General features: G+C 54.2%; 12 protein-coding genes. 2 read left to right on the forward strand and 10 right to left on the reverse strand.

The window, feature by feature from the left end; genetic code table 11:
* Positions 1–3 precede the first annotated feature (3 nt).
* The 8 genes from SACSAC_RS00785 to rpiA all read right to left on the reverse strand — a co-directional run bounded on the left by SACSAC_RS00785 (position 4) and on the right by rpiA (position 10328).
* Entirely contained in the window at positions 4–3156 is a 3153-nt protein-coding gene (locus SACSAC_RS00785; protein ID WP_037282499.1) for an MMPL family transporter, read from the reverse strand.
* Positions 3153–3641 (reverse strand): MarR family winged helix-turn-helix transcriptional regulator, encoded by a 489-nt coding sequence (locus SACSAC_RS00790; protein WP_084777849.1) that lies wholly within the window; start codon positions 3639–3641, stop codon positions 3153–3155. Before SACSAC_RS00790 ends, SACSAC_RS00785 begins: the two co-directional genes overlap by 4 nt.
* Before the next feature lie 454 nt (positions 3642–4095).
* The gene (locus SACSAC_RS00795; protein ID WP_037282500.1) at positions 4096–5421 is read right to left on the reverse strand and encodes a 5'-deoxyadenosine deaminase; all 1326 of its coding nucleotides are present in this window, start codon (positions 5419–5421) and stop codon (positions 4096–4098) included.
* Positions 5422–5468: 47 nt separating this feature from the next.
* Positions 5469–5897, reverse strand: a complete 429-nt coding sequence (locus SACSAC_RS00800; RefSeq protein ID WP_037282503.1) for a GNAT family N-acetyltransferase — start codon at positions 5895–5897, stop codon at positions 5469–5471.
* A gap of 84 nt (positions 5898–5981) precedes the next feature.
* On the reverse strand, positions 5982–7658 hold the full coding sequence (locus tag SACSAC_RS00805; RefSeq protein ID WP_051506757.1) for an ATP-binding protein: 1677 nt from the start codon (positions 7656–7658) through the stop codon (positions 5982–5984).
* Positions 7648–8775 (reverse strand): cobalamin B12-binding domain-containing protein, encoded by a 1128-nt coding sequence (locus tag SACSAC_RS00810; protein WP_084777851.1) that lies wholly within the window; start codon positions 8773–8775, stop codon positions 7648–7650. The genes SACSAC_RS00805 and SACSAC_RS00810 overlap by 11 nt, the downstream gene beginning before the upstream one ends.
* Positions 8776–8936: 161 nt before the next feature.
* Positions 8937–9575 (reverse strand): GNAT family N-acetyltransferase, encoded by a 639-nt coding sequence (locus tag SACSAC_RS00815; RefSeq protein WP_084777852.1) that lies wholly within the window; start codon positions 9573–9575, stop codon positions 8937–8939.
* A gap of 84 nt (positions 9576–9659) precedes the next feature.
* Positions 9660–10328: a ribose-5-phosphate isomerase RpiA gene (gene rpiA / locus SACSAC_RS00820; protein WP_037282509.1), complete on the reverse strand. Its 669-nt coding sequence runs from the start codon at positions 10326–10328 to the stop codon at positions 9660–9662.
* A gap of 288 nt (positions 10329–10616) precedes the next feature.
* Here rpiA and SACSAC_RS26645 point away from each other — a divergent pair, with 288 nt between their 5' ends.
* The gene (locus SACSAC_RS26645; RefSeq protein ID WP_051506758.1) at positions 10617–11993 is read left to right on the forward strand and encodes a S8 family peptidase; all 1377 of its coding nucleotides are present in this window, start codon (positions 10617–10619) and stop codon (positions 11991–11993) included.
* Between the two features lie 134 nt (positions 11994–12127).
* Here SACSAC_RS26645 and SACSAC_RS00830 read toward each other — a convergent pair whose 3' ends face one another.
* A complete protein-coding gene (locus SACSAC_RS00830; RefSeq protein ID WP_084777853.1) occupies positions 12128–12688 on the reverse strand; it encodes a YfiT family bacillithiol transferase in 561 nt (186 codons plus the stop codon).
* Between the two features lie 13 nt (positions 12689–12701).
* Positions 12702–14081 carry a class II fumarate hydratase gene (fumC, locus tag SACSAC_RS00835; RefSeq protein ID WP_037282511.1) on the reverse strand — a complete coding sequence of 460 codons (1380 nt, stop codon included), beginning with the start codon at positions 14079–14081 and terminating at the stop codon, positions 12702–12704.
* A gap of 237 nt (positions 14082–14318) precedes the next feature.
* Here fumC and SACSAC_RS00840 point away from each other — a divergent pair, with 237 nt between their 5' ends.
* Positions 14319–15131, forward strand: coding sequence for a GNAT family N-acetyltransferase (locus SACSAC_RS00840; RefSeq protein WP_037282514.1), 813 nt, complete (start codon positions 14319–14321; stop codon positions 15129–15131).
* Positions 15132–15181 lie beyond the last annotated feature (50 nt).

The following is a 15181-nucleotide window of genomic DNA, read 5'->3' on the forward strand; positions in this document are numbered from 1 at the left end:
ATCCTACTCCTTGCTGCCGCCCGCTCTTTCGGTGTCCCTCAAGAACGGCCACCAGTTGGCTTTGCCGAAAGTCTTCACCATAACCGGAACGAAGAACGGAAGCATGAACAGCGCATAAATCACCAGTCCCGCCAAAACGACGGTTGCGATTTGCATCATCGAGAGAACGCCTGACGGAATCATCGAAGCGAATGTTCCGCTCAGGATCAGGACAGCCGACAAGATGACGGTGCCCATGCTGCGCATCGCTTGCACGATTGCTTCTCTCGGATCGAGATCGCGGTTTTCGTTGAAGCGATCCATCAGGAAGATGCTGTAATCGACGCCGAGCGCGATCAGCATGACGAAGCCGAAGAACGGCGTCGTCCAGGTGATGCCGGAGTATCCCAGCAAGTGCACGAAGATCGCTTCCGTTACCCCGATCGCGGCGTAATACGTCACGAACAGCGAAAGCATCAGGTAGAGCGGCATAATAATGGAACGAAGCAGCAAGATCAAGATGATCAGAATGCCGCCCATCATCAGATACACGGTTCGGTTATAGTCCGCATTGGATACGGTTTGCAGATCGGCGAAGGTGCTGGTTACGCCGCTGATCGCCACGTCGGCTTGTTCCAGCGCCGTGTCTTTCGTCCCGCGATCCACGGCCGCACGGATATTTTCCATGTTTGCCAACGCTTCGGCGCTATACGGGTTATCCGACAACACGACATCAAGCGTCATGATTTTGCGGTCTTTGGACATGTAGGTATCGAACACCTGTTGGAAGTCCTCATTCTCAAGAGCTTCCTGCGGCATGAACCAACCGCCAAGCTCCGAGTCTGAATTTTCCTGAAGCTGAGTCAAGTAATCCTGAGCCGATCCCAGACCGTCTCCGACTTGCTTCAGACCGTCCACGCTCTGATCAAGCCCGTCCGTTAATTGCGTTAACTGGCCGGACAGATCCCGGAAACCTTGACCGATCTGTTCTTGACCGTCTTGCAGTTGGTCCAGACCATCAGTCAGTTCAGGAACCTGACCCACGATTTGACCTTGACCGTCTGCCGCTTGATTCAAGCCGCTTTGCAACTGTTCAATGCCCGCAATCAACTGATCGAAGCCTCCGGTCAACTGATTCTGACCGTCGAGCGCCTGAGCATAACCTTGGTTGGCTTGTCCTACTCCTCCGGCAACTTGCGAGACCTGTCCTTGAATCTGGCCGAACGCTCCAGCCAATGCAGCCGTGCCTTGACCGGTCTGCGTCACCGTTCCGCGAATCGTCAGATAATCTTGATCCTGAAGCAGTTCCGGGAATTTTTGTTCCAAGCTGCCGAAGCTGCCTTGAACGCTTGCGAGCGCGCCGGAAACGGCGTTCAACTGATCCCCGATCTGGGACATGCCGCCGTCCAGCGCCGTCAAGCCCGTGCCGACCTGCTGATACCCTGCCAACAGCTGTGCGTGCGCGTCGGCAAGCTGCTGCGCGCTGGCTTTCATTTGAGCCAGGCCGGCTTGAAGATCGCCCGCGCCCGTCGCGCCGGAACGAATGCCGTCCTCGATCTGCGTCAGGCCGTCTCCGAGCTGCGTCACGCCGGCTTTCAGGTCTTCGGTTCCGCTGACGAGTTGATCCGCGCCGGAAGCCGCTTCTTCGATCTGCGGCGCGTTATCGCTCATTTGCTTGCTGGCGTCAGCCAGACCGTCTTGAATTTTGGTCAGACCGTCATTGGCTTCTCCGAGGCCGTCTTTCAATGTGCCGGCTTGATCCGCCACGCTGAAGTCGTCCAGCGCTTCGCCTGTCGGACGGCTGGCACTGCGCACGCTGTCCACGCCGTTAACTTTCAGAACCTCGCGACTGATGCGTTCGGCAATTGCCACGTACTCCGCATTGTCCATGGCCTGATCGTTTTGGATCACGATCTTGGCCGGCATCGCCTGTCCGGCGCCGAAGCTGTCCGCAATAATATTGAAGCCTTGAACGGATTCGTAGTTCCCCGGAATCTCCTCAAGACTGTTGAACGACAGCTTGCCGCTCGAAGTAAGCAGGAACGGCAGCGATACGGCAAGCACGATCAGCATAGCCGCCCACGGGCGTTTGATCGAAAACTTGCCGGCCCAGCCCCAGAGGCGATTCTCGCTATGTCCCATCGCTTTTCGCGAAGGCCAGAACATTTTTTGTCCCAAAACAGCCATAAAGAACGGCACGATGGTCACCATGGCCAGCAGCATGATCGCGATACCGACTGCTACCGCCACCGCCGAACGATAAAGCATAAATTGCGACAACCCGATAGCCGCAAAACCTACCAGTACGGCAATACCCGATACGATTACCGTGCGTCCGGCTGTTCGGTACGTTTCGATGATCGCATCCCATTTGTTGTCCGTGTGTCCCATCTCTTCCTTGAACCGACTGATCAACAGAATACAATAGTCCGTTCCGATCCCGAACATGACCGCAACCATGAAGATCTGCGTAAAGTTCGATAAAGGGAAGTCGAATCGGTCAACCAGGAACGATACGATGCTCTGCGAGACGATATAACTGAGTCCCACTGTAAGCAGCGGCACGAAAGGCGCTACCACCGAGCGGAACACCAATACCAGAATCAACAGAATGAAGACGACCGTAATATACTCCGACTTCTTCAGCCCTTCTTCCGAGCTGCGAACCGTGTCTTCGTTAATCAAAGACTGGCCGGTCAGATAATGCCCGACTTCATACGGAGCCAGCGTCGCATCCAGACCGCTTTGGACCTCTGCCGCTTCGCCTTCCGCGACTTCGGCAGTAAGCGAGACGAGAATCGTCTGTCCGTTTTCCGAAATCATCTGATCTTCCAGCTCCGGCTGGTCGAACGGACTCAAGATCGCGGTAACATGCAGATTTTCTTTGTCTTTTTCAATCGCGTCCACCGCTTGCTTGGCCTGTTCCTTCTCCTTGGCGGTCAACCCGTCGGGATTATGGAAAACGAGCGCTATCGTCGTTCCTTCCGCTCCCCCCTCTTGGGCCGCCAATTCCGACAGAATCGCCGAAGCCTCAGTGGACGTATAGCCTTCCGGAACAGCGATACCGCCTTTTTCCCGGACCAAATCCGACATGGACGGCGCAGTCACAAATAGTCCGACCGCCGCAACAAGCCAGATGACCAAGACGATCCATCTAGCTTTCAGTATGGTTCTCATTCTTTCTCTCTGCCTCCATCTTCGATGACCAGCTCGGCCAGCTTTTCAAATGCCGCCATGACCATCGAAATTTCTTTTTCTTCAAAATGGCTCAAATAACTGCCGACCGATTCCGAAATTCGCCGCTCCACCTGCTCGGCGATTTGCTGCCCGCGATCCGTGAGCGATAAATACACGGTTCGTCGATCTTCCTCGCTGCGCGTTCGTTCGATCAGTCCGCGATCCACCAATCGCGTGACGATCGCCGTAATCGAGCTTTTGACTACTTTGAACGTATCGGCCAGTTCAGACGATGTTCGCGGCCCGAACTGCATGATGTGCTGAAGCAAATAATACTGATCGTTCGTCAAATCTACCGGCATTTGTCTGCGCACGACCGAACCCATCTCCCGTTCGATCGCCATCCACGAACCGAGGAACTGATTAATCAGCTTTTTCGTATCTTCATGCGGAAGCTCTTCGCTTTTGCGAGCCCGTTCGTCCACTGCATTCCCTCCTATCTTAATTTGGTTCTCCAATCGAATTGTTCGATAATGAAACTATTCAATAATGAAACTATAAAACGTTTAGATTTCTCTGTCAACTTGCTAAAAATTCCGATGTCTTTCATCTATATCAAATATTAAAAAAAGGGCGACAAAAAAGCCCTTTCCCCGATAGGAAAAGGACTTAAGATGCCGAAAAAACCTGACGTAGCTGGAAACGAGAAGACGGAGAGAGAAATTCAGTGAAAGTGAAGACTTTCGAAGAAAGTCACTTCGGGAGCATATGCTTAGCGTTCGCCTTTGAAATCGAGAAAAACCCAATCAAAGTTTAAATCCATTTTCTCGATTTCAACACGCGACTGGAACGAATTTCTCTCGGAGTCTTCTCGTTTCCCGCTCTTACGTTATTTTCGAGAGCACCTGTGTCCCTTTCCTGATCCGGAAAGGACTTTTATCAGACCCGCTTCACCAACCGCGCAATCGAACGATCCGCTTCGCGCAGTACGATATCGCGATCGAGCGTGCGCATTAACCGATTTTCCATCACGACTTTACCGTCAATGATAACCGTATCGACATTGCCGCGCGTAGCCGAGTAGACAATGCGGGAATAAACATCGACCTCATTCGAAGGGAACGTGTGGAAGTCATACAGATCAAGCAGCACCAAATCGGCCTTTTTCCCCACTTCCAAACTGCCGATCTCCTTTTCCATGCCCAATACTTCTGCACCGCCCATTGTCGCCATCCGCAGCACGGTTCGGGCATCCATGGCGGTCGGCCCGTGGATCGGTTTTTGGATTAAGGCTGCCAATCGCATCTCCTGGAACATATCGAGATTATTGTTGCACGGCGCGCCGTCCGCTCCCAACCCTACCGGAACATGCCGACTAAGCATGTCCGGCACTTCAGCGATGCCGGAAGCCAGTTTCAGATTCGAACCCGGACAATGCGTCATCTTGACGCCGCGCTCGCGGATGATTTCTTTTTCCTGCTCGTCCAGCCAGACGCAATGCGCCAGAATCAAATTCGGCTTCGCGAGTCCCAGATGATCGAGGTAGACGATATTCCTCATGCCCCGCTCATTTTCCACGACTTCAATTTCGCCGCGATTCTCGGAAGCATGCGTATGTACCCGAACCCGATAATGCTCGGACAAGTCACGAACGCCGATCAACAAATCCTCCGTACAGGACACCACGAATCTCGGGCAAAACGCATACTGAAGGCGATTCCCGTCGTAGCCGTTCCATTTCTCCAAAATTCGAACGCTCTCCTCCAGAGATTGTGCCGTATCCTCCTGAAGCGCCTTCGGAACCTCGCTGCCGTGATCCATCATTACCTTGCCGGATACGGCGCGAATGCCGGTCTCCGCCATGGCGCGAAATGCGGAATCCGTATGATGCACGGTCTCCATGTCGAGCAGCGTCGTGGTTCCGCTGGAGATCAATTCGCCGATGCCCAGCATCGCCGAATAGTAGACCGACTCCTCGTCATGCGCCGCTTCAAGCGGCCATATCCGCTGTTGGAGCCAGTCGAGCAGCTCCAGGTCGTCGGCCCTGCCGCGGAACAACGTTTGGCATAAATGGACATGGGTCTGGATGAAGCCCGGTAACAGTACCTTCCCGCGCGCATCGATCACCCGGTCCGCCTGCACCTCGGACAAATCCGTTCCGATTCGGGCGATTACATTGTTTTCAATCAGCAAATCCCCCGTCAGCACGTCCTGAGCTTCGTTCATCGTTACCAGTTGAGCCCCTTGAATCAGCAGCGTTCCCATACGTCAGACCCTCCCGGCATTTTCGATTTTGATCTAACGCGTCCGATTTATTCTTCTTCGTCGGCTTCGTAAACGCATCGGAAACGTTCCAGCCCGGACGGACTTTCGCCGAGTCCCGTCACGGAAAATCCGACGCTGCGGTAAAAGTCGACCGCTTCCTCGTCCGTTTCGGCGATCACGCGTTCGGGACGTTCTTGAACCATCAGATCAAGCAGCATTCCCCGTCCGTAACCGAGTCCCCGGCTGCCCGGATCGACCGCGATATGCGTGACGGTGATTTCTTTGTCGCCGCTGGGTGTAAAGCCTACGACGCCGAGCATTTCTCCTTGTTCGATATAAGCCAGAAGTTCCGCTTCCGCGTTTTGTTCGTAAAAAGCAATCGCCCGTTCCACCTGTTCGGGATCGGGAAAAACAGCCAATTCAAGCAAGGCCGCGACTCTGGGATCGCGCACCTGTTCCGTAATGGATTGCAGCATAAAAATCCTCCTAAAAAGTATGATCAATCGTTGCGGCGGACCCGCTTTCCGTCCTTGAAGACGAAACAACCGGTCCGCCCGTTTTCAGGCAAACCGGTGCAATTCGGCGCAAGCCGCTTCGTAAGCTCCATTCAGTACCGGCAGCATGTCCTTCGCCTGCTCCGCCCGACCTGCCTTCAGCCTCTGTTCGATCTGCTCCAGCAGTTCCGAAAAATAATGGACGCCCAGGCTCAGGCTGCCCGACTTCAGGCTATGCGCGGTTCTCATCGCTTGTTCGAGATTGCCCGAAAGCACCGCCTCTTCCAACTGCAGCAGCTTCGCCGGCGTTTCTTCTTCGTATACTTCCAGCAGCGAACGGAAAATTTCGGGATCGTTTCCTTCATCCAGTTCGATCAACTCGCGAACCACGTCGGGATCGAGCGCTTGCCGCGAGTTTTTCGGCATCCATTTTTGAAGCACGGCTTTCAACGTCTCCACATTGATCGGTTTGGACAAGAAATCGTTCATGCCTGCCGCAAAACAAGCTGCCCGTTCGCTTTCGGTCGCTTCGCCCGTCAGCGCGACGATCGGCACGGCTCTGCGCATCTCGTCGCGTTCGAACTCGCGGATCGCGCGCGCCGCCTCCGTCCCGTCCATCACGGGCATTTGCTTGTCCATGAAAACCAATCCGTAAGAACCGCTGCGGAAAGCAGCGACCGCCGCTTCTCCGTTTTCCGCGACATCCACCGATTCCAAGCCCAGCTTTTTAAGCTGCATGCGGATCACGCGGCCGTTGACGGCATTGTCTTCCGCGACCAATATGTTCATGTTCGCCGCGATCGGCACCTGATCGGATACGGCATACAGAACGGTTCCCGATTCTTTCGGTTCGTCCGCCTCGGGAAGATGAAGCTCGAACCAAAAAGTCGAACCTGTATCTTCCCGGCTGAACACCCCGATTTCGCCTTTCATCGACTTGACCAGCGATTTGCAGATCATCAGGCCGAGCCCGGTTCCTTCTTTGGCTTTGCCCGCTTGAGTCTGCGCATACGGTTTGAACAGCGTATCGATATTCGCTTGCGAAATGCCGATGCCGCTATCGCGTACTTCGAAACGGACCTTGCCGCGGTATCCCGGCAGCGGGTACACCGCGACTTGAATGGTTCCGCTTTCCGTGAACGTGTTCGCGTTATTGATCAGATTGATCAAAATTTGGCGAATGCGCGTAGGATCGCCGCTCAGCATACCGGCGATCGACGGATCGAATTCGGCTTTGATCGTATTTCGTTTGGACTCGGCTTTCGGCTGCAGCAGCTGCACGACATGCTCGACGACCAGGCGAAGATCGAACGGCTTCTCTTCGATCGTCAACGCGCCAGCGTCGCTTTTGGACAAATCGAGCAGATCGTTGACCATGCCGAGCAGCTCGGAAGCGGATTCTTCGATCAAGTCCGTCCACCCGCGCTGCTCGGCGGCAAGCGGACTTTCGCGCAGCAGCTCGGTCATGCCGAGTATTCCGTTCATCGGCGTACGGAATTCATGGCTGATCATCGCCAAAAACCGGCTTTTCGAATCGTTGGCCCGCTGCGCTTCGCGAACGGCTTTTTCCAATTCGCCGTTGCTTTTGGCCAACTGGCGCTGAAGGGTCACCAATTCGTTATTCATGGACGAAAATTCGTTCAGAATTTTCTCTTCTTTCATTTGACCGCGCACGATCCGGTCGTTGAGTTTTTCGATGATCGCGTGCAAACGTTGAATTTCATTCTTGTCCTCAACTTCCAAGCTCATGCCCTCCTTCCGAAGCAGCCTCCTGCAGGTTCGCTTCGCGCTCCGCGCCCCGAGCGCGAGCGGCCAGCAGGCGGTCGGCTTCCGCAAGCGCCTTTTCCGCATCGGGAGCGTAACCATCCGCGCCGATTCTTTTCCATAACGAAGGATCGACGTTGAACGGAAGGCCGCCGACCAGAATCATCGATTTGGCCGATCGTTCGTCGGCGCGCAAAGCGCCGATCAGTTTCTTCATAATATGCACGTGGAAAGTCATGGTCGCCGACAGCGCCACGATATCGGCGCCGCGATGCAGCACTTCGTCGAGAAGTTGGTCTTCATCGGTATTGGCGCCGAGATAATGCGTATCCCAGCCTTCCATTTCGAAAACGTCCGTCAGCATGCGAAGTCCGATTTCGTGCAGTTCCCCGCCGACGCAGGCCGAGACGAGCACGCCTCCGCGAGACGGACGTTCGTCGCCGATCCAACGCTGATAAAGCCGCGACATGGCGCTTTGCGTGATCGCGGTGCAGTAATGCTCGTCCGCCACGCTGATCTGCTGCGTTTGCCAAAGCAGTCCGACTTCGTATTGCGAAACTTGAAAAACGTATTGATAAACGTCCCGGACGCTCTCGCCGCGTTCGATCAACCGATCGATTAACGCATAAGCTTCGAGCCGATCGCTCCGCAGCAGCGCGTCGAGATACGTTCTTACTTCGCGTCCGAGACGATGTTTCTCGACAATGAACGAAGGCGTCTCGGCAGGCTCCGACGTGCGCAAAATACCCATCTCCAGAATCCTGACCGTTCGATCCGTCCATTCGTCGCGACGAGCCTCGCGGATGCAGCGAAGCACGATTTCAAGCTTGAGCCGGATATCCGCATCGGTAAGACCGTAACCGGATAACAGCTGCTTCAGCCATCCGATGTAATGAACGAACAACGACGGACTGTCCATTCGGACGCTTTCCGCCAAATAATGCAGCGTATACACGGTGTCCCGCCGCGATTTTTCGAAACCGGGCTTTCCGTAACGTTCGAAAAGATCCGGCTGAATGTCGTAATGTTCCTTCGTGACTCGCGCCGCCAGTCCATCGATATCCGCCAACAACAGTTGTTCTTCGCGAATCGTCATACCGACCACCCGCTTCGCGAAAGCGAAAATCGCGGCCGGCCTATCCTGATCAAGGTACTCATGAACGCACCCCTCCCCGGTTTTTTTCGCCGATGACCCCTTACCGCCTTGGGTCCATCTTCCCACACCAGGCAGGGATACGCAACTTGACATCGGAAAAATCAGCGTTCGGACGAGCCGTGCAACTCTTCCCATTCTTCGCGCAGCACGCCCATACGGATCGAATCGTACAACTCTCCGCGCACGATTCGGCATCGACGCATCCGGCCTTCGATTCGCATCCCGATCCGGGCAGCCGCACGCATCATCCGCTCATTGCCCGACCAGGTCGTGATCCCCACTCTCGGCACATCCAGACTTGCGAACAAGTAACCGACGTACAAGCGCAGCGCTTCCGTTCCGCACCCTCGGCTCCATGTATCCGAGCGGTACAGCACGATGCCGGATTCCAGCCAGTTGGACGGTTTATGTTCCCAGTACGAAGTTACCACGCCAAGCATAACGCCTTCCTTCGTTTCGATCAAAAGGCGAGGTTCCCAATGGAGTTTCGCTTCTTTCATTTTCTCGTATCCTTGCGCGAACTCTTCGAACGTCTCCTGCTTTTCCTCGTCTTTGTAATACGGCGCATCCCAATCCGTCCATGCCCGATCTTCGCTCCCGTACTCCAGATCGTAAAGCTCACGGTAATCGTCCGGCGTCACGCTTCGCAGCGTGACGCGGTCTCCTTCCAGAATGGTCGCCGCTGCCGAATGATCGGCCGAAAGGTCCGCAAAAAAAGGACCCGCTGTTTTTTTCTCCATTATATAAGTTCCCCGTTCCTGTTCAAATGGGTTCGGCTATGCGCCGTTTGCCTATTCGGTCGGAATCCGAACGGAACCTTTGGCTTATTTCGTTATCGTATCGATGCTTCCGTTCTCGCGGCCTACGATGACCGTGTGCGCCATATCGACGAACAACCCGTTTTCCACGACGCCGGGAATAGCATTCAAGCTCGCATGCAGCGCAGCAGGGTCAGTAATCGACACACCATGGCAGTCCGCTATGTAGTTCCCGTTATCGGTCACGTACAAGTCACCGTTGTCCAGCCGCAGCTCGGGATTCAGATGGAGCGCTTTCAGGTTATCCAAAGTCCACTCATGCGCAAAAGGCACGATTTCTACCGGCAGCGGGAAGGCTCCCAACGTCTCCACCAACTTGTCTTCGCCCACGATGACGAACATTTTATCGCTGCGCGCCGCCACGATCTTCTCGCGAAGCAGTGCACCGCCGCCGCCCTTGATCAGCTGCAGATTGCCGTCCACTTCGTCCGCGCCGTCGATCGTAATGTCGATTCGCCCCACTTCCGCAAAAGGCACGATCGGGATTCCCAAGCCCAGTGCCTGCTCTTCCGAACGCTTTGAGGTGGCTACCGCGCGAATCGTCAACCCTTCCCGCACGCGCTGTCCCAACTTTTCGATCGCAAAATAAGCCGTCGATCCCGTTCCGAGTCCGACCGTCATTCCTTCTTCTATTGACTCTACAGCCCGTTCAGCGGCCAGCTTCTTCGTATTCATCCCGATCACTCCGTTCCGTTCGACAATTTTTCAAAAAAAGCTTTTAGCGTTGGCATGGTACTCATTCATTTTAGGCAAATGTTTTTCTTAAAACAATCTTTTTTATTGTGATCCAAATGCTTGTTGGCTCCGTTATACAGATAGTTGCAATTTTTGTCGAAAATAATCGTTTATTGAAATAAATTTTCTCTTTTTGACAAAATTGCTCTTCAAACAAATTGAGTGGCATCCGATAATAAATTTAGCGAATAAAGTCGAATAATGTCATAAAAAGGTAGGGGATTCTAGGTGTTTCGACAAATTAAAGGTAAAAAACTTATTTTTTCCACTATTTCCGTCATTTGCTTGCTTTCTGCCTTCGCCGCTTTTCAACTTTCTAACCGTATCGAAAATGTCGAAAATGTCATTGCACCAAAGCCGGTTTTCGACATTTTCGTCAAATATTCCGATCAAGACGGCGAACGTCTCGCTTTGAACGTCACGCACGACCTCAAATATCATATCTACTGGAATACCAACATGATGTCCCTGCGCACGAACGAAGCCGGTCTCGCAAAGCTTCGCGCCAGCGATTCGATCCAATCGATCGAGCTGAGCCAAAACTACAAAGGCATCGCTCAAAGCCTTGCCTCCCTGTCGGACGACGCCGCTCCCGCTTCTTCGGCTGCATCTTCCGCTTCCAAGATCAAACAAGGCGCATGGGGCTACGACGCGATCGATGCTTCCGAAGCGCAAACTGCCGGCTATACGGGCAAAGGCGTTCGGATTGCCATTCTGGATACCGGCATTTCCGATAAATCCGGATTGCAGATCAGCGGCGGAACCTCGACCGTAGAAGGCGTAACTTCCTACAACGACGACAATGGACACGGCACTGTCGTCGCCGGCATCATCGGAGCCAAGAGCAAAGCTTACAAAGGTATTGCTCCCGATGCTTCCCTGTACGCGATCAAGGTGATGGACAAAGACGGCAACGGCTCCACCCAATCGCTAGCCGAAGGATTAGACTGGGCGATTCGTCAACATATGGATGTCATCAATCTTTCGCTCTCGTTCCCGCAACAGTCGAATGCCGTTCAGGAATTGCTTAAAAAAGCCGCGGATCAAGGCATTACCGTTATCGTAGCGGCAGGCAATGCAGGCACTTCCGACGGTACGGGCGATACGCTGGCTTTCCCGGCAAAATCTCCGGAAACAATTACGGTTGCAGCCGTCGACTCCGGCTTGAAGCGCGCCGATTTCTCCGGCACGGGTTCCGAAGTCGAATTATCGGCTCCCGGCGTAGGCATTGTCAGCACAAGCGTATCCGGCAAGTACAAAATCAGCGACGGAACATCGATGGCTGCGCCTTTTGTCAGCGGCATGGTAGCGGTCATGAAGCAAGCTTATCCGAACCTAAGCGCGGAGCAACTCCGCGCGGCTCTGCAAAACAGCGCGGTTGACCTGGGCGCAAGCGGCCGCGACAATCTGTACGGCTACGGAATGGTTTCATTCGATCGCCTGCTTGGCAAAAACTCGGTTCTCGCGGATCGTCCGGAGTCTTCGACACCAACGGTACGTGACGCGTCTACTCAAACCATCGCCGCTTCCGACAACTCGATCACTCCAAAAAGCCAAACCAACACGTCAAACCCGCCATCCGCGGAAAACGGCACATTCCGCTAAAAGCCGGGTGCGCGGCTCAACCCTACCGGACGCGCATCCAACCTTTTATTCATATCAAGCAGCAGGCTATAGATAGGAAAAGGACTTCATTCCCTAGTTCATAGAGAATGAAGTCCTTTTTGTCGAAAGGTCGGTTACTCCCAGCCCGAACGATCCCGAAGCGCAGTAATTTGCGCAGTATGATGCTGGCCATGCCATGCATAATGCGAAGTCTGCGTATCGAGGCGGCTCCATTCCCGGGATTCCGGATGATAGAACGTTCTCGCCCATTGCTCGGCCGCCAGCGATTCCAACAGGAATGTCCAGCGAGCATGCAGACCGCGAAGGATCAGCAAGGAAGCGCCGACCGCCATGCCCGAAGCATCCGGCTGCTTGGCCCAATCTCCTTCGGCGTAAGGCTTGATCGTAGGGCCTTCTTCGGTCAAAGCCAGCTTAAGCCGGATATAAGCATTCATATGGCTGTCCGCCAAATGATGCACGACCTGTCTTACCGTCCATCCGCCATCGCGATACGGGGTGTCCAACTGTTCCTCGTTCAACCCTTCTATCGCTTCTTCCAGTCGATCAGGCAGACGGCGGATATGTTCGATCCATTCCTCCCGCTGCTGCGGATTCGATTCCGAGGCATCTGCGGAACGCCCGATCGGATAACGCAAAGGCTCCAATTCGGCTTCGTCATGAATAGGTTCCGTCATCGATTCATCCTCCTTAGATCATTTTCTTCGGATCAACGTACCGGTCGAATTCTTCTTCCGTCAACAACCCCGTCGCCAAAGCCGCTTCTTTTAGCGAAGTGCCTTCGGCGTGGGCTTTTTTGGCGATCTTCGCCGCGTTTTCGTACCCGATATGCGGGTTCAACGAAGTCACGAGCATGAGCGAGTTTTTCAGGTTATGCTCGATTTTGTCCAGATTGGCTTCGATGCCGATCGCGCATTTGTCATTGAACGCAATGATCGAATCGGCCAACAGATTAACCGATTGCAGGAAATTATAGATCAGGACCGGCTTGAACACGTTCAGCTCGAAGTTGCCTTGACTTGCCGCAAAGCCGATTGTCGTATCATTGCCGAATACTTGGGCCACGACCATCGTGATCGCTTCCGGCTGGGTCGGATTGACTTTGCCCGGCATGATCGAGCTGCCCGGTTCGTTTTCCGGGATCTTGATCTCGCCCAGACCGCTGCGCGGGCCGCTTGCGAGCCAGCGCACGTCGTTGGCGATCTTCATTAGATCCGCTGCCAGACCTTTGATCGCGCCGTGCGTGTAGACGGTCTCGTCGTGGCTGGTCAGCGCATGGAATTTATTTTTGGCCGACGTGAATTTGGCTTGGGTAAACTGAGAGATATACGCAGCCGCGCGATCGCCGAACTCCGGATGCGCGTTGATGCCCGTACCGACGGCAGTGCCGCCGATCGCCAGTTCCTTCATATGCTGCACGCTTTCCTTGATCATGTTGCCGCTTTTCTCCAGCATCGCGGACCAACCGCTGATCTCTTGGCCCAACGTCAGCGGAGTCGCGTCCATCAAGTGCGTACGGCCGATTTTGATGACGTCTTTGAACGCTTCGACTTTTTCGTCGAGGGTTGCTTTCAACACCGCGATGGCCGGCAGCAGCTTGTCCTCGACCGCGATCACGCCGGCTACATGCAGCGCAGTCGGGAACGTATCGTTCGAACTTTGCGACATGTTGACGTCGTCGTTCGGATGCAGACGCTCGTCCGTGCCGCCTTTGCCTTCAAGCATCTGGTTGCCGCGATACGCGATGACTTCGTTGACGTTCATGTTGGATTGCGTGCCGCTGCCCGTTTGCCAGACCACCAGCGGGAAATGTTCGTCCAATAATCCTTCGAGGATTTCGTCGGCCGCACGCGCAATCGCGCCTGCTTTATGTTCCGAAAGTTTGCCGAGATCATGGTTGGCGAGCGCCGCCGATTTTTTCAGAATCGCAAAAGCGCGAATGACTTCGGAAGGCATCTTCTCCTGGCCGATCGGAAAGTTCTCTTTGCTGCGCTGCGTTTGGGCACCCCACATTTTGTCCGCAGGTACCTTCATTTCTCCAAGCGTGTCTTTTTCAATCCGATAATCCAAAATCCGTCTCCTCCTTTATCGCTATCCCAAAATAATTGCGCTGCCTGGATACAAGTCACTGTAACATTTGATACAGACAACACATTCTTCTCACTCTGATTGTAATTGTAGCGTTTTCAACAGTCAAAAAGAAGGCTTTCCGCTCAACATTTTTATCATAAAAAATAGAAGGTTGCCGGAAATGCGATTGGAACGTTATAATCGGCTGCATCATCTGATAGAAAAGGAGCACCGCCAATGATGCCATTTGAGCAAATAACAGATCGTTTGGAGCGGGCGCGCCTGTTGGAGCAATTGACGATCGAAGCCTGGCCTCCGACTGTGTTGGAATCGCTGGCTGGCTGGAAGCTTCGCGCAGCGAACGGCGTGAGTCGCCGCGCGAATAGCGTATGGGCCGTCGGACCTTTCCCCGGCGTTGAAAAAGATTGGTTGGCACAAGCCGAAGCTTTTGCTGCGCGTCACGGAATCGATCCCTGCTTCTATGTTAGCGAGACATCGCCGACGGGACTGGACGAACAACTCTCACTTGCCGGGTATACGCTAAGCGAGCTTTGTTATCTTATGGCCGGTTCGGCGGCGCTTGCGCTGGAACGGATTGCTGCACGTCCGGCTGTTGAGCAATCCGGCGAAATTACAATCAGCTTGCCGCGATCGAATCAGACGCCGGAGAATGAAGAGTGGTTGCAACAATTCATGACTCTGAAAAACGTTCCTGCCGAACGCAGCGCGATTTATGCTTCGATCTTCGATGGCATCCAAGCCGACAAGTGTTTTGCCAGCCTGCGGATCGGCGGAGAAGTCGCGGCATTGGGAACGGTCGTGTCGCAAGGCAACTTCGGTTATATCAGCAACCTGACGGTCGCCCCGAATTACCGCCGACGCGGACTGGCTGCGCGCATGACGGCGGAGTTGGCACGTTGGGCGGTCGAACGCGGAGCTGCCGAGCTGTATTTGCAGGTGCTGCAAAACAATGCTGCCGCTGTTGCATTGTATCAAGCGCTAGGATTCGAAGTTGTCGCGCGGCATCACTATCGGGTGCTTCGAGTTTGAAGGCGCATTGATCATCAGAAGCAGAAAAAAAGACGAAGCATCCACGGATG

Origin of the sequence: Saccharibacillus sacchari DSM 19268 (assembly GCF_000585395.1) — a bacterium.
Lineage (GTDB): Bacteria > Bacillota > Bacilli > Paenibacillales > Paenibacillaceae > Saccharibacillus > Saccharibacillus sacchari.

Excerpts from the sequence above, each read along its gene's own strand:
- SACSAC_RS00800 (WP_037282503.1), bottom strand. The coding sequence starts at position 5,897 with ATGCTGCAATCCATTACGGAACAGGTGCGCGATCCCAGAGTCGCGGCC.
- SACSAC_RS00795 (WP_037282500.1), bottom strand. The coding sequence starts at position 5,421 with ATGGGAACGCTGCTGATTCAAGGGGCTCAACTGGTAACGATGAACGAA.
- SACSAC_RS00840 (WP_037282514.1), top strand. The coding sequence starts at position 14,319 with ATGATGCCATTTGAGCAAATAACAGATCGTTTGGAGCGGGCGCGCCTG.
- SACSAC_RS00830 (WP_084777853.1), bottom strand. The coding sequence starts at position 12,688 with ATGACGGAACCTATTCATGACGAAGCCGAATTGGAGCCTTTGCGTTAT.
- SACSAC_RS00785 (WP_037282499.1), bottom strand. The coding sequence starts at position 3,156 with ATGAGAACCATACTGAAAGCTAGATGGATCGTCTTGGTCATCTGGCTT.
- rpiA (WP_037282509.1), bottom strand. The coding sequence starts at position 10,328 with ATGAATACGAAGAAGCTGGCCGCTGAACGGGCTGTAGAGTCAATAGAA.
- SACSAC_RS00815 (WP_084777852.1), bottom strand. The coding sequence starts at position 9,575 with ATGGAGAAAAAAACAGCGGGTCCTTTTTTTGCGGACCTTTCGGCCGAT.
- SACSAC_RS00810 (WP_084777851.1), bottom strand. The coding sequence starts at position 8,775 with ATGACGATTCGCGAAGAACAACTGTTGTTGGCGGATATCGATGGACTG.